The organism is Pseudanabaena biceps PCC 7429 (genome assembly GCF_000332215.1).
In the GTDB taxonomy this organism is placed as follows: Bacteria; Cyanobacteriota; Cyanobacteriia; order Pseudanabaenales; family Pseudanabaenaceae; genus Pseudanabaena; species Pseudanabaena biceps.
The window spans coordinates 1-15,969 of sequence record NZ_ALWB01000036.1 but is presented as its reverse complement, the minus strand read 5'-3'; the positions used below and the strand labels follow the sequence as shown (position 1 = coordinate 15,969).

The 15,969-nt window shown below is 46.8% G+C and carries 8 protein-coding genes; 6 read left to right on the top strand and 2 right to left on the bottom strand.

Going from position 1 to position 15,969, the window contains the following annotated elements; translation table 11 throughout:
• Nucleotides 1–108: 108 nt before the first annotated feature.
• The 6 genes from hpsA (at nucleotide 109) to PSE7429_RS27080 (ending at nucleotide 14,149) form a co-directional block, all read left to right on the top strand.
• Nucleotides 109–9,888, top strand: a complete 9,780-nt coding sequence (gene hpsA, locus PSE7429_RS06265) for a hormogonium polysaccharide biosynthesis protein HpsA (RefSeq protein ID WP_009626260.1) — start codon at nucleotides 109–111, stop codon at nucleotides 9,886–9,888.
• A gap of 271 nt (nucleotides 9,889–10,159) precedes the next feature.
• Nucleotides 10,160–11,014, top strand: a complete 855-nt coding sequence (locus PSE7429_RS23390) for a prepilin-type N-terminal cleavage/methylation domain-containing protein (RefSeq protein WP_009626259.1) — start codon at nucleotides 10,160–10,162, stop codon at nucleotides 11,012–11,014.
• A gap of 21 nt (nucleotides 11,015–11,035) precedes the next feature.
• Complete coding sequence (locus PSE7429_RS06255) at nucleotides 11,036–12,499, top strand: prepilin-type N-terminal cleavage/methylation domain-containing protein (RefSeq protein WP_009626258.1); 1,464 nt, start codon at nucleotides 11,036–11,038, stop codon at nucleotides 12,497–12,499.
• Between the two features lie 30 nt (nucleotides 12,500–12,529).
• Nucleotides 12,530–13,234 carry a type II secretion system protein gene (locus PSE7429_RS23385; protein ID WP_009626257.1) on the top strand — a complete coding sequence of 235 codons (705 nt, stop codon included), beginning with the start codon at nucleotides 12,530–12,532 and terminating at the stop codon, nucleotides 13,232–13,234.
• A 48-nt stretch (nucleotides 13,235–13,282) separates the two neighbouring features.
• The gene (locus PSE7429_RS26255) at nucleotides 13,283–13,459 is read left to right on the top strand and encodes a hypothetical protein (protein ID WP_158467616.1); all 177 of its coding nucleotides are present in this window, start codon (nucleotides 13,283–13,285) and stop codon (nucleotides 13,457–13,459) included.
• Between the two features lie 108 nt (nucleotides 13,460–13,567).
• On the top strand, nucleotides 13,568–14,149 hold the full coding sequence (locus tag PSE7429_RS27080) for a type II secretion system protein (protein WP_009626256.1): 582 nt from the start codon (nucleotides 13,568–13,570) through the stop codon (nucleotides 14,147–14,149).
• Nucleotides 14,150–14,154: 5 nt separating this feature from the next.
• Here PSE7429_RS27080 and PSE7429_RS06240 read toward each other — a convergent pair whose 3' ends face one another.
• A complete protein-coding gene (locus PSE7429_RS06240) occupies nucleotides 14,155–14,865 on the bottom strand; it encodes a hypothetical protein (RefSeq protein WP_009626255.1) in 711 nt (236 codons plus the stop codon).
• A complete protein-coding gene (locus PSE7429_RS06235; RefSeq protein ID WP_009626254.1) occupies nucleotides 14,862–15,758 on the bottom strand; it encodes an ABC transporter permease in 897 nt (298 codons plus the stop codon). Before PSE7429_RS06235 ends, PSE7429_RS06240 begins: the two co-directional genes overlap by 4 nt.
• Nucleotides 15,759–15,969: the final 211 nt, after the last annotated feature.

Genomic DNA, 15,969 nt, shown 5'->3' with positions numbered 1-15,969 from the left:
CAGGGTGCGCTTCCACAAACCATTATGGTTCTCGCAATATCCCGTCAAAATAATTGCAACTTTTGTAACTTGCTTGGGTAATATATTGCAGTCAGGTTGGTAAAAGTTATGTCTGATTCTAAGCAAAGCCGTAAAATCAATCGCTTCTTTGCCGAGTTTATCGCCAAGTTAAGAAAATGGCTGAATAAAATCGGTAGTCCTATTCGCATCAGTCGCCGATTTGTGCGGCAATTATTAGGAGCATCAAAGGGACAAAGGAAGGGCAGTGCGGCTGGCTTTGTATTACCAACTGTGACCTTAGTAACCTTAATTGTCACTTTATTGGTGGTTACGACGGTTGCAAGAACCTCCGAACGAGCCAAAAGCGCATCCAATGCTCGTACCGAACAGGTTTTTCGGAGCGCAGCGACCCCCGTTGTTGACCGAGCCAGAGCGAAAATTAACGCACTCTTAAATGACAGCAACTTACCTCGAACCACACCGCCAGAACTCACTCTAGACACTGTCATGTCCGCCGACAGTGGCAAATATACATTGCCCGATGAAACCCGCCTCCAACTTGTATACGATTTCTTGACCCCTGTTGGTTCTACGGGTACGGCAACCTCTAGCCCAGACGGCAATATTAGTGCAACGACCAGTATCACTGGCAACAAAATTGAAAATCGGGAATATGTATCGACGGCTTGGAAGTTCCCGATCGATACCGACAATAATGGCAAGTTTGACTCCTATGGGCTATACAGTATTCTCTTTCGAGCCCGTCCCCCATCCGTAAGCGATCGCCCAATCGTTCCCATTGAGTCCCGATCCTTGCCCATGGATGAAACCACCCTCTCAGGTTCTTGTGTTTCCACGGGTGGATTGACGAACATCGCTAGCAATGGAGGCTGGTCAACTTCTGGAGATAATAAACTCCGCAAAGCCTTCTTTATCTATGCAGTTACCGTCCCCATTACGGATACGGCAAGTTTTCCTAGCAATGCCTCTCAAAAAGCGCTGTATGAGGTCTATACAGGACCCAGAGCAATTAGTGCAGTAGAACTACAACAAGACCGTGCGCGATCGCCTCAAAACAATAACGCCGTTTTCTTTGAAGGTGATACCGAACTAGTTAACGTTGCCACCTTCCGTATTAATGGAAGAATTTATAGCGCTGGCAACCTCATGGTAGGTGCGGGCAATAATCGCAATATTACCTTTTATCAAGTCAGTAGCTCAGGAGATGACCCCACAAACCCCAACTTGCTTGGCTCCTGCTATTACACCGAAGGAAACAGCCAGATGGTTATCGCTGGTAACGTCGTCGAAGGAGATGCCGTTTATACCGATACGACAGCACTATCTCCAGACAAAACTGGAACGACCTCCAGTGCTACGGGTAATGTTCAGGTACACCTATTTTTGGGTGCGGGGAAACCACCAAATACAACTACTGGTGGGGTCAAACTAATTGACGAAACTACCCAGAGTGTTGATAGTAGCGTAACAGGCAATCTTAGCTCCGATTTGTCACTCAATGACTTTGCGTTTAACAATCGGATTAACATATTGGTAAACGCAGCGATCGCTGGTCGTGGAGCTGTCTCAGTCACCTTCCCCATCCCATCAAACTTTAGTACTAGTAACCTCAATTACGCCAGCAAGCAAGATCCCACTTCCGTCCAAGCCGATCTGGTTGATCGCATTAAAGACGGTGCATTATCCTCTCAAGCGGAAGTGAATGCTGCTAGAATTGCCGCCTATCAGACTTATTTTAGCGCTCGCATCCACAAGGTCTCATTCCGCGAAGTCGCCTTTCAAGGAACAGACACCACTCCTTCAACTTTATTAACAGAAATTGCCGTTCCTGGATTTCCTAACGCCCCCGATCTAGCGCCACCAGTCACTTGGATGTTGCCCAGCTACGCCAATACCAATTTTGGTAAAGCCGCTGGTTCCTACGATCCCGCTACAGGTGCAGGCTTTGATGGCAAAGGAGCAATCACTGATACTGCCAATGGTTACACCCTCCTGAGACCGACATCGGTAACCAATCGTCTTGCCCTTGCCGCTAGCGATCCCAGCTATGTAACCGCCAATACTAGCGAGAGAATGCTGGGCGATCGCGTCCTAGTAGGTAATGGCTTCCCCGCTCAATGGCTTTACGTCAATCCTAGTACCAATATTCTGGGATATGTGAGCAGTTCGCAGCAAAACTATATCACCACAAACTCATCGGTCTTCTGGAACGATCCCAATGAAAGCACCGCAGGCCCCGTCCCCCGCTATCGATACACTCAGTCTATCCCTCTCAGCAATCTCGGTGTAACTGATCGCGGCGGATTTTGGGAACTCTCGGCTGCGGCGGATCCCACCATTACCGATCCGACTAACCCATCTAATACGACTCCTAGCACTTCTCCCCAAACAGGCGGGCTAAGGGTAGTCACCAATGCAGGTATCTATAGCCGTAGACCAGAAGATTCTTTCCTATCGCGTTTCCGTACTGGATTTCAAGATATTACAAATACAGGCTTCAAGATAGATGAATCTAGCGCTCCCCTTTGGAATGGTCAGCCTCAAGACAATCCGATTACGGCTTTTAACGAACTTTATTTTGCCGCAGCTCGCGATACCTACGACACCAATACAGATGGCGAACAAGAGCCTCGCAACTACGTAGTCTGGCCAGACTCCATGCCCATGACAAGTGGAAATGCGAGCGATACTCGTAAAGGCGATCTACAAATGCGTGCTTCGGCAATTTATCACTATAAAAATAGTGCTTATAACGCAGTGGGTGCGCCCACAACCTACCAAAGACCGATCGCCTGTGTCAGCAGTTATTACGATCCCACCAACTCAGGCACGGCTAAGAATTACTCTGGTGCGCCTTGGAATAGTGGAGGTAGTGGACGCTCGAATAATGGCTTAGTCTATGTAGTTGGCAAAACCGCCTCCGATACCAGCGTAGACTTTACCAATATTAAATACGACAACAGCACTGGGCTGTTTTACGATAACTCCATCAGTACGCCTGCATCCTTTATCTACAAATTTGCGGACAAGGCTCGCAACCCTGCTGACAAAACCGCCAATCTTAGCGATCGCCTTGGCTATCAAGCCAACCTCATCTTCCCTAATGGTCGCTTTGTTAATCCGAATCTACGGGAAGTACTCAAAAAGATCGTCTACGACCAAGGCGTATCAACGGCAGCCGCAGCAAAGCTCACGCTGCCACAGCAATCAACCCTTGATGCCAATCTCTGCGCCTTACAGATTCTCGATACAACTCTTAACTTAGCCACAGGCACTCCTCCTACTCCTATTACAGGTATTCAACTGCCCCACGGCACTTTTAGAGAAGCAGCTTTCCTTGATGGTAGAGAAGTTAAGTCCCTCAATCGCAATGAATCCCTCACCGAAGGCGCGAATGGCAACAACACCACTTCAACAGGTGGGCTATACGCTACGGGTACAACTGCAACTAAAAATCGCGGCGATATCTACGATCTAGAAATCGAGCAACGCCAACCCCTTGAAATCCGTACCACAGATATAGACATGGATCGGATGCGCGGATCTACTGTCACAGGTACGATCAACTCTACAGGGGTTGCTACCGAATTTTTGCTACCCTACAGTGGCATCGTCTACGCTAGCCGTGAAGATGCATTGCCTGACTTAAGCTATTACAAGGTTGATGGGAGCGGCAATCCAACTTCAACAACCAGCACCGACCAAAGCAGCCTGAGTTCCACGGATTTTCTGCTTGATCCCACCCGCAAGCCTAGTGGCATTCGCCTGATCAATGGACTACGGCTATGGCGGAGCAGTCTTACCACCGCTAACCTCGGTAACACCAATGGTAGTGTTGCTGTTTCTAGTACCACCTATGCGAGCTACCCTTGGACTACCGCCACTCTGGGCGAAAAGGGGCTAACCCTAGTTTCTAACAATCCCGTTTATGTTAAGGCTCAGTACGATCCTGCGAACGCCAGTGCGACTCCTGGATTTAACAAGCATACACAGCAGGAATTTACCAAAATCCTCAATGAAACCCTATCCAATCCTCCTACAACGGCAGAACTGACGGCAGTATGGAATAATTTCTACACTCGTCATGCAAATAATGGGGCTAGTGACAAGCTCAATGGAAACTTTGCTTGCAGACCTGGATCTAATTCCAACTGTACGACCGGCGATGAATGGCGATCGACGACGGTTTTAGCCGATGCAGTCACAGTTCTATCCGCTAATTTCCGTGATGGCTATCGCAGTGATGGCGACTTTGACCTGCGCAACAATGCCAACACCTCTACTAGCATCAACTGGCAGTCACAGCTAAATCCTTCTGTCTATAACAGCGATACTCTCAAGGATAGTAGCTATGTTCTCGATCTCCGACGGAACGGCTTCTTTAACAACAACTTCGTCACCAGTTCCCCTTGGCTAATTCCGCTCAACTCGGATGGTGGCACGGGTACGACTAGTACGACTTGGATGGGAGCACCTGAGTCATCCACTCCAGTTAATGGCAACATGGCTAGCTACAACGCTAACGGCGTTACGCCCGTACAGCGACGCATTAATTTTAATGAGTACGGCATGGAGATCTGCCGCAAAATCCCTGCTACTGAATGTACCTTCTCCGATTGGGTTAAGGACGGCGCAGGAACCACAACCCTACCAGACTTTACGGCAAATAGCACCACGATCTCTACCCCTGCCGCTGCACCGCGCTATATTGATTCAACCGATTGGCGCTATGCTCGCCGTTTGTCATTCCTCCGTTTTGACGATATCTATCAAGATGGTAACGAGCAACTAATTTTTGCCAGCAGTTGCCCAGGCATCAACCAGTCTTGGCCCCTGCCCATCGGCGTAAAAGATGGCAATCTTGCCACAGGCTATACCTACCCCATGCTCATGGGCTCTTTAGGCGCACCTTTTAGCTTCAGTACCAAAAATAGTTACGGAACAGTTGGTTGTCCAGATTCAGGCATGACTATCGAGCTAGGTAGTATGTCTAGCGGTAGTTTTAGTGCAGGTAATGTGTCACTGCCAGAAGGTCGGAGAAGAGATCAAAACGGTACTACGACAGCTTCCATTGGCTCCCTTGAAACCCAAATAAGTTCAACAAATTTGCCAGCTCCGAATTTATCAGGCTCTAGCGATTCGACGGCTTCACCTAATACTACTGGTAATGTCACGAATAGTCTTGATAATACTTTGGGACAAAGTATATCTTCCAATGGCGTTTCTAATGGTAAACGCAGCACTAACAACACCGTTTACAAACGCTTTGACTTTGGCGTTCGCTTGAATAATCGTGCGTCATTGCAACCAGGGCAAACGGTTAGCGTTGGGGTTACTCTATTCCCACGTACACCTAGCTTATCTACCTCTAACACTTACCCAGGGGTACCTGGCGATCCTTTCCCCTTACTATCTGACAATACAGGTGCTCCAGGGACTCCTCCAGCCTCAACCCTTGCCATCAACACTAAGCCTACTTTTACGGTTAGTGGTAGCACCTTAACAGCCACAGCATCCTTTACTAAGGATACTCGCGTAGCTGTAAGTTCAACAGGTACACTTCCTTCGCCTTTAAAAACAGAAACTGCTTACTACGTCTTAACTACGGGGACATCTTTCCAACTAGCAAACGTCCCTAATGGTACTCCGATTACGCTTTCAGGTGGTAGTGGCACGCACACAATTACTATACCTAAAGCTGATTATCTCAATGCTTTTTACAATGCCTCGACCGTCGCCATCAATGGTGTAGCCGCAGGTGCAGCCTATCCTTGTAACCCCACCCTACCTGTTGCCTCAAACTCTACGCCCGCACCGATTAATCCTTCCTGTACGACGACGGTAACATGGACAGGAAGGGGTTCAGTGCCCTCCCCTGATAACGATCCTGATATCAAAACCCTATCGGTCTTGGTTGTACGCGACAGTTCTGATGAACTGGGAAGTGAAGAGTTTAAGGTCAGTATCGACAATATTAACGGCAGTAACGTAATTTATGCGTCAGGTGCAGCGGGTGGTGGCTATTCTGCCACTGGAGTTGCACCATCAGGTGTTAGTAGTGGTACTACATCTAATCAATCTCTACGACGTGGCATCATCACTAACGATAATCCCAATACCTTTAGTGGTAGCGCTAACTGTAACACCAGTACAGTTCTTGATAATAACGACGATTTCTACGTTGCAGCTAATTCAGTTTGTCCTACAGCAACAGCAACTAATACACCAAGTATCTCTCCGACACCTACGTCTACTCCTATTGTCGCAACACCTACGGCAACAGTAACACCTACGGCAACAGCATCGCCAACTAAAACGGCAACACCTACTAAAACAGCTACTCCTAGCAACACGCCAACGGCTACGGCGACACCTACAGCAACACCTACGGTAACAGCAACACCTAAGGGTGGTGGTGGCTCTTCGTTACCCAATCAACCTGTATTTGCGAGCTTGCCTGATCTATCTAGCAAACATGCTAAGGGATTGGCGGGTATGCCTTTATCAATCATTGCACCTCCTGCGGCTGCCTATCCCTTCTATCACACACCCACCTCGTCAGATTCCTATCCCCGTGTATTCACGGCTCCATCATGGAATGGCAACAGCGGTAGTGCGATCGGGCAATACGTATGGGGTAATGGTCTACCCTTCAGTTTCGATCCTGTTTCCGACTACTTTACGTCTTCAGGACATAGTTTCCTAATTGGTCAACCTGTAACGCTAAGAGTTAATAGCAGCGGAGCATTACCATCGGGCTTCGCATCTGGAACGACCTATTACGTTACTAATGTATCGGGAAATACATTCCAGCTTGCTTCCACGGCGGCTCTAGCGACAGCTGCTACGCCTACACCCATCGTTGGTACGACAACGGGATCGGGACAGCTTCAGGTCTTCCCTATTAATAGTTTAGACAATAGCCTTGAACCTGCTTGCTCGACTAAAAATCCATTCCCAACCTCACCTGCTTGCTCTACCACAAATTCATCTGCTGTAAGAGATGTACTTATTTTCCCTGAGGTTCCCCCTCTGCCCCAATCTAGTGGTGAGACACCGATGCTGCCAGGAAACCTCGCTGACACCACAGCAAACAACAGCAACAACTCGCAGATGAGTAATTCTCGACCACCAACAGCAGATAAGACCCTGTGGTATCGCTCGGCTTATTCCGACGGTAATTGGCTCGGAGAAGGCAATGGAGTCGTCTATTCTACTAATAATCTCTTTATTAATAATTTGAGTTTCCCCGCGATCGGCGGTGGCTTCTCTGGAGATTTAAAAGCGAACCTGAGCTCAATGGGTAGGTTGATATTGCCTGAAACAGTTTGTATTGACTCAACCGCTGGTTACGTGGATGCTCGTTGTAGCTCAAAGATATTCACCTTTAACACTAGTACCTATGCCGATACCACGGCTTCGCCAGCGTCAACAACCCTACTCAACTTAAACCTTCCCTATAACCCCCATTTCCCCAGCGACAACAACAGCAGTGGCAATACAACAAGCGGGGTTACACCAGCTACTAGCTATACTGTATGTGGCGGTACTGGCAGTTCTAATGCATATCAGACCGTAGACAAGGTATTTAGGGACGCAACTGGTGCAGTTAGCTCAACTCAATACAATATTTCCTCTGGTAATTGTGCGACAGGTACAAATAGTCCAAGTGCAGCGATCGCTACCTTTATGGGTACGGCTCCCACTGGTGGCAGTGGTACTGCTTTGACGGGTGGTACTGGCTTACGAAGTGCGCAACTGATTCCAGGAAATACTGGGACTAATGCTTTCGTCGGTTTACAGCCAGACGCTTCCACTAATATCAACGGGACGACTACTCCTGCGGTCAATTTGGGAACAACTGCATTTACTGCAAGCAATCTATTGACGGGTACATTCACCGTATCGGGTGGGCATAACTTGGTAAATAACGAACCAGTAACTTTATCTGGCGGTTCTCTTCCAGGAGGATTGCTCGCCAATACGACTTACTACGTTCGTGATGTAATTGCAGGCAGCTCGGCAACAAGCTTACCGACTACCTTTAGGCTGGCAAATACTCCAGGAGGAGCAGCTCTGATCTCGCCTTTTCTAACGAGCCTTGGTTCGGGCAATATCAGCTCTAATATCAATCTGTCCTTGAGAGCGACTAATACCTATGCCAAAAACAAGGTTCATGTCTATAACTTGAAAAATCTTGGCACGTTGAGTACGAATAATACCAATATCAGAACGCTCTCAGGCACTTTGACATTCAGAGCCAACTGCGCCGATCCAATTTCAGGGGCTGACAGCACTTGCACGCCAACCAGCATCCGTAGAGGTGACGATCCTGTCTTCATTATGATGGCTGACGCAAACGAAGACATTGTATTTAATAGCTTCCGTGTCCAGCTAGATGGAGTCAATCCGAATAATATTTTCTGGGTCTTCCCCAGAACTAGCGCCACTCCATCGATTACGGCGAACCCCACCACCGACATAATTACAATTCCAACTGCAGCAGCTGCCGATTTCCCTAATGGCAAACCCGTTTATCTATCTACCACTGGAACTCCTCCAGGAGGATTAGCCACTGGAGGAACCTATAGTCCACAGGTCTACTACGTTATAAATGCAGTCCCTGCTTCGGGCACTTTCCAGCTTGCAAATACCTTAGGTGGTACAGCGATCGATCTAACTAGTGCAGGTACTGGTACAAACAGCATAAGTGCAGCCAATGTAACTTTTTCTGGTACTGCGGGTCAGCCCAGTGTATTGACGGGCAACTTTATCGGGACAATGCCAAGCAGCGGAGCTACAGCATCGAATACTACGGATATAGCCGTCTTAGATGGCTATACCTCGTTCCGAGGCGTAAGGTTCTTAGGATTTTATGGCATTGAATCTATGATTAGTGACAATGTCCTGATGACAGCCATGACTCAGGTAAATCAACCTGCCTTGCTACCAGTACTACAGCTTCACTTCCCGAATGTCACCAGTCCAGCAACCACGATCGCTCAAGCTGACAATAACGGCAGTGGTATCAATGGTGTACCCTCCTCCAGCACTGGACAATGGACAATACGTCCAACCAAAACGGAGGTCAATGTTTACTTCGTTGCTGGCGCATCGCCATCGAGAAAGGGCGTAAGTTATACAACCTCTAGCTCGATCAATTTGACAAACACAGGAGTAAGCCCCAATACGTCAGTATCTTCAGGGGAAACTGGTGGAGGCTTAGCCAACTTTGTCCGCTTCCTTGAAAACTGGCATAACGTTCCTATTAAGATTTCGGGCGGATTTATCCAAAATTCTCGGAGTAAGTTTGCCACTGCGCCCTACGCAGCATCAGCACCTTTAGTACTGAGTAGTAGTGGAGCCTATGGCAGTGGAGCCGTCTATGGTGATCTCAAGACTATCTTTATCAACCCAGTGCAACCCTCCACTAGTTCATTGGCAAATGCAGGTATGAGTGGTTTTGATTTGTCTTACCAATCCATTACGAGCGCTCCTCAAAACATTCCCTACTATGCAGCACCGATTCGCCTCTGGGGCTATGATGTGGGTCTCCTAACCCAGCAACCAGACCTCTTTGCCCAACGTTTCGCTGTCCCGATCGCTGGAGCTAATGAGTTCTTTAGGGAAGTCAGTGGTGACGACCCTTGGGTAACATCTTTACTATGTGCCCTAGAACCCCTCGATCCTACGGCAACTAGCCCCAACACTTCGACGGTTAATGCTGGCTTAAAACAGAGTGTAGGTACTGATCCTACGCTATATGTCAAGCGAGTCCTGAGAGGAGGAGATCGCCGCACTGACTGCGATAGGACTACCTATGGTACTACCACCGCAGGCGACACACCCAACATTGTGTATAAGTAACGACCTTGGGTAGGTAAGGTAAGGGTAGAAAACAAATTATTTCTCACCCTTACCAAATAAAATCAAATTAATACCAATTCACTGAAGTGAGCCAACACTTAAATGAATTAAGATAAATGAATTAAAAACCAAACCCAGTAAGGTTTTGAGATTTCAAAAATGGCTACGCCATTTTTAGTTTTGGTATAAAATAAAATCCAATTAAAGTTCTAATTGAAATTCTAATTAAAAATTCTGAGTTATTATCCTTGTTCTTGAAAGATGGTGGATTATGGGCAATCTCAATATTCAATCTATGAACGATCGAACTCCACGAACAAATATGCAAAAACTGCACAAAGTATCAAAGATCGCGATCGCCCATCATCTTGCCAATCTCGTCAAGAACGGACGGTCTAAAGTTTTATCCCCTTCTGACTCAGGCTTCTCTTTACTGGAATCCCTTGTCGCAGTGGCGGTTGTCGGAATTTTAATTGCCGCAATTACCCCGATGGTTGCCCTCACAACTTCCTCGAGAATTAATTCCCGACGGGTAGATCAGGCCACCCAAGCGGCGCGATCGTATATTGATGCAGTCCGTGGCGGAGTAATCGATACAACTAACTTCCCCAGCAATTTGGTAAAAAATAATGCCGTTGCTGGCTCGGCAAACGCTCAAGCTCAATATGTCTTTGACTCCATTGCTGCGCCAACTCTTACAACCTTTCCCATCAATAGTACAGCTTGCCAAAATATCGCTAATAATGTCCCTTCAGGCACTGTACAAGGTATTTGTGTTTCTCCCAATGGCAATTCCTACAAAAGTGGGAATCCTCAAGAATTTTATAGTGATCCCCAAAACTTTTTTATCCAGCCAATGCGGAGTGGTCCCCTCAACACAGTGACTACGGCTTCTACGGATTTGAAAAATCAAGGGTTCTGGCTAGCAGTTAGGGTCTATCGTGCTGACGCTCTGTTTAGTGGTTTAACTCTGCTAACGGGTACAGAAACAGCTTGCTCTCGGCAATCTTCTTTTGGTAGTCCCCTTCCCAGAAACTGCCCTTTAGTAACTATGCGATCGCAGATATTACCAACCGTTAATGCCTCCAATCTTGACAATATCCGAACGGGTACTGGCTCAAATTAGTAAAGCAAAGGAGTCCATGCTATGAAGAAACTTCTCCAAAATTTATTGTCTCGGCAGCGCAAGGGAATATCGCGATCGCCAAATTCTCCATATTTAAAAAAAAATCGGCGAGGTTCGGTATCTGGTTTTACCTTAATTGAGTTGCTAGTTGCTTCTTTGATTGCGGCTTTAATGGTAGCTACCCTACTGAGCTTCTTGCTAGGGGTGCTAGATAGCGATCGCAAAGAAACGGCGAAAGCCAACGCTCAAGAAGAACTACAGGCTGCCATTAGCTACATTGCTGACGACCTGCAAGAAGCCACCTATATTTATGGGGCTGATGCCCTAGCGGCGATCAACGATCAGCTTCCCCACCGACAAGGGATCGCCGATGGCGGAACTATTAACACCGATTGCAACTCAGGCAATCAATGTACTCCCGTCTTAGTGTTTTGGAAACGCTATTATTACGACCCAGCCTCAAGCCAAAGATACACCAAAACAGGAGCATCACAGATTGTTGGATGTATGCCATATATTGACAATCCGACAAGTGCGCCAACGAGTAAACCCTTAACTAACTGTACCTCCAATAACACCACTAACAATCCTTACCAAGTTCCCTATGGTATGGGAACCTATACCAATTCTCTTGTCGCCTATTACCTAAAAAATGATGCAAATTTAGGTAGCACTTCTTGGTCAAATACAGCCCGAATTTTACGCTGGGAACTGAAGGATGGCTATCAATGGTATTGCAGTACTGGCGGGACGATCACGGATACGGGAAACTGTCCTACTACAAATGCAACCAACCGAGACGGTGCTGGCAATCTAGCGCCTGCCACTCCTGCCAACTCTCCACTGATTACTAGTCCAGTAACGCAGCAAGACACTAGTAATTATTTTATAGTTCCCGACAAAGGATTTAATCGAGTCAGTTTTGCGGGTACTGGTAGTCTGTCATCCCAAGCATCAGCATGGAAAAAGTTTGATTTTTTCAGCTTTACAACCAATCCGTTTGTAAGTCTCGTAGATTTTATGGATGATACAGTCTATAGCTCTAGTCAAGGGGGCAACAGTAACGCCGCAGGTACTGGCTCGACGGCAGTTGCCTCGGCAGGAATTAATGTCCCGATCGGCAAGAACATTACTATTTCAGGAGTAACTACTACTACCAATCCCGACTGTGACGATCCTTCGGTAGGCGTGGGAAATATTAATCCTCTATCCCTTACGAATACAACTGGTGTAGTGACACAGAGAGTTCCCGCTGACTTTTCCGACTTTACAACATCTAATCCTTCCCGACTTAGCAGTTTTTATGTATGTGTCGCTCCTGAAAGCGTTACCGCCAGAGTTTACCTAAGAGGTACTGCCCTAGCTCGCTTAGCCAATCCCCCCGCTGCTGCATCTTCTCGTCCTCCAACAGCTAACAACAACACATTTTTCCCGACGATAGATGTACGAGCCTTCGGTCGCAGTGCCATTGGCATTAAGCAATAGTCATTTCAGCTAACTTCAGGGAAAAGAACCATGCTCAACTTTAATAATTTAGGAATTTATTTAAGATTGCCACTAATTAAATTTGGCTATTTTTTGGGGAATTTACCGCACATCCTCAAAAAATATCTACAACCATTGAAAACTAAAAGCAGATACTCAAAGCATCGCGATCGCTATGGTAAGTCTCTCGGATTTACGCTGTTAGAGCTTCTGGTAGTCATGGTTATGGTGGGCATTCTTAGTGCGATCGCTGCACCATCTTGGTTGAGTTTTGTGAATAATCAACGGCTCAATGCTTCGCAAACCAAAGTTTTTCAAGCCATTAAAACCGCTCAGTCAGATGCCAAAGCAAGACAATCTAACAATAAACAAACTACTCAGAGCGCTACCCAAAACTCCACTACCTATAGTACGCGGACTAGGATTACCTTTGTTGATACTTCTACCTTTCGGCTCGATAACGTGAGAAGTAATGGAGGTCTACAATCTTTAGATCAAGGTATAGTCTTTGCCTCGGTAACTAATACCCCAAATAATATCCCCACCGATCCCAATGGCTATAAGTATATTGAGTTCGATGCGAGGGGCTTTATCTACGATCCCAATTCTAACCAGCTTCCTATTTGCATTAACCTCAGCACATCTAATCCCACTGGCGCTCAGAATACAGGTTGGATAAGAATTCAAACTATACTTGGTGCTCTATCCACAGGAAAGAAACCAACCACTTGCTAGGAGATATAGCTACAGTCACTTGACTTAGGACAAATCCAACCCCAAGAATTGACTGACGACGCTTCGCGTCGCCAGTCAATTCTTGGGGTTTATGTCCTAGTACAGGCGACAGTTATATTTGGCGATCGCAATGCAAATTTTGACTCATACCAAAGCTCAAAATGGCTACGCCATTTTGAGCTTTGGTATGAGTCCTATTTTAAGGCTGCGACTAATCACCCATAGATTCACATCTATAACCCCTATTAAATCAGTTGATTTTCGGTAAGCAGATAAACAAAAGTTGTTTTGCTATAATTTAACCAATAATCATCAGATTTAATACTGAAAGCTATGGGCGCATATCGAAAGAGGAAAAGGCTTCGCCATCACGGAATTTTAGGGTTTACACTTCTCGAAATCTTAGTTGTGATGATTAGTATCGGCATACTCGCGGCGATCGCGGCTCCATCTTGGCTCAGCTTTGTCAATAACCAAAGACTTAACTCGGTCCAAAGCATTGCTTTGAGTACCCTCCGTATAGCGCAAAGCAATGCCAAACGCACCCAAAGTATGTGGCAGGCAACTTTTAGAAATACCACTAGGTTTGCGCAATATGCCGTTCATCAGTCTCCCACGACTTCTACCGATGCAGCCTATTGGAATAATCTCCCTTGGCAAAATTTTGAGGAAGGGGTCAGAATTGTGGACAATAGCGAACCCGAACCGCGCACGACCTTAACTAAACTTACGGCAATTCCCGAACCAGATGTATATCGGGTGCAGTTTAAGCATCAGGGCAATCCTAATGGCTTAGGAGAATTAGGTCGGCTTACCTTTGTTTCTAGAGCTGGCGATCGCAAAAAATGCGTGATTGTTTCCACAGTATTAGGTTCCATACGTCAAGCTGAAGGTACGGAGTGCAATCAGGCTTAAAAATTTTATTTCTTTCTAGGTTTAGGAATAATTGACTCAATGGGCAAATCTTCACTGAGAAAATAGGTAGCTGCCTTTTCACTCACGAGCATGGCTTTGGCAAGAAGCGATCGCGAGGAGCTATTCGAGGGAAGGTAAAGCTGGATAATTTTGCGTTTAATTAATGGGGATTGTGGAGTAAGAGAGTTACGAGCCTTGCGCCATTCCGCATCGGAGCGACAAAACAGGCGTAGAGCCAAATCGACGGTAGGCTGCTTGCAATTGTGGTTGTCATTATTCAGAAATTCATAAAGTCTTTCGTAACGGCGACTAATTTCAGGAGCAAGGCAGAGGACTAGCAGATCTCGATCGAATCGATCAAGTTCTAAGCGATCGCATAGGGCGGGGATCGCGAGGCGGATATTTTGTTCGCGACTAGCTTCTAGGCGATCGCCAAAGCGTCCTAGGGGGTGATTAGTCTGAGGCGGATGTTTGGGGAGTTGACTACCACCTTTAGATGGGTCGATCGCAATAAAACCTTTCCACCAATGACTAGTGGAGCGATCGGCTGCATTTTTGGCAACGCGATCGATTTCTCGATCGGTTTGACGCTGTTTCGCTAGCGATCGCATAAGTACGCGATCCAGCCAAGCAAGTTCCGCTTTAAGGTATGACCAGTTATCGGCAAAGGGTTGAACTTCAGGAAAAGCAGGAAGCTCACCCGTATCCGCAATCATGCTATGCCTCGGCGTAGAGTACCGCGAATAAAGAATCCGACCAAGATACCAAAAGTACCTAGGGCGATCGCGGCCTCGATCATTGTCATATCACCCCAAGGAGCCGTAAAAATTACGCTATTCCAAGCCCATGTGGCATGGCTATACACATAACGAATTGGCTCGATCGCCCAAGATAATGGATTCAGGCTGGCAATCCACTGCAACCAAGTAGGCATGAAGGCAAGTGGCGCAAGGGCGGTGCTCGAAAACATTAAGGGCAAATTCACCAAGAAAATAAAGGCAAGCATCTCTTGATGTCCGGGCATGGCAAAGGCAAGCCCCAAACTCAACATCGTAAAGTCCACGATCAGGAGCATCAAAATAAACGACATGACTGCCAAACCGCTCAAGCTTGGTAAACCTGCCCCCATGAATCCACTGACCGAAACGATCGCTGCTGTTTGCACCATGCTCAGCGCAATAATAAAAATTGCCGAAGCGACAATAATTGAAAAACGGGAAACTAGGGGCGCAACGAGAATCCGATTCAGAAATCCAAATTCGCGATCGAACAGCATCGGCAATCCCGAATTCAGCGCACTGCTGAATGCTGTAAACACCACGATCCCCGCCGCCAAAAACTGTACATAGGTCTGATCGTCTCCAACTAACCCCTTAGGCAACCCGCTAAATAATGCTCCAAACAAAAGCAACCACATCAAGGGCTGCAACACTCCTGCAATCAAGGTAGTGGGACGGCGACGCAATTGGATAAATAGGCGTTTAGTTAGGGCTGTCACTTCTTGAAGAAAGTCCGCAGACCAAGAATGCGGCGCTTGGCTTTCAGGGACAAATTGATTTTCAGGTGGGGCTGCTTGGGTGGTAATAGGGGAAAGGGATGTTTGAGTCATATAGTTATCTGGACAAATTAGCCACAGTATCAATCATAACGTTAAGTAACTGAGCATAATTAAAAACCATAGCTAAAACCTATGGCGCAAGCGATGCTTGCGCCACAGGTTTTAGGTTTTATACCAAGGTAAGAAATGGCTACGCCATTTCTTACCGCGCTTTGCGCTCAAACCCAAACCAAGGAAATTTTTGAAAGCGTTGCGAAGCAAC

What these genes read in the sequence shown, in the direction of transcription:
- PSE7429_RS23390 (WP_009626259.1), top strand. Translation starts at nt 10,160, where the DNA reads ATGGGCAATCTCAATATTCAATCTATGAACGATCGAACTCCACGAACA.
- PSE7429_RS27080 (WP_009626256.1), top strand. Translation starts at nt 13,568, where the DNA reads ATGGGCGCATATCGAAAGAGGAAAAGGCTTCGCCATCACGGAATTTTA.
- hpsA (WP_009626260.1), top strand. Translation starts at nt 109, where the DNA reads ATGTCTGATTCTAAGCAAAGCCGTAAAATCAATCGCTTCTTTGCCGAG.
- PSE7429_RS06235 (WP_009626254.1), bottom strand. Translation starts at nt 15,758, where the DNA reads ATGACTCAAACATCCCTTTCCCCTATTACCACCCAAGCAGCCCCACCT.
- PSE7429_RS23385 (WP_009626257.1), top strand. Translation starts at nt 12,530, where the DNA reads ATGCTCAACTTTAATAATTTAGGAATTTATTTAAGATTGCCACTAATT.
- PSE7429_RS06240 (WP_009626255.1), bottom strand. Translation starts at nt 14,865, where the DNA reads ATGATTGCGGATACGGGTGAGCTTCCTGCTTTTCCTGAAGTTCAACCC.
- PSE7429_RS06255 (WP_009626258.1), top strand. Translation starts at nt 11,036, where the DNA reads ATGAAGAAACTTCTCCAAAATTTATTGTCTCGGCAGCGCAAGGGAATA.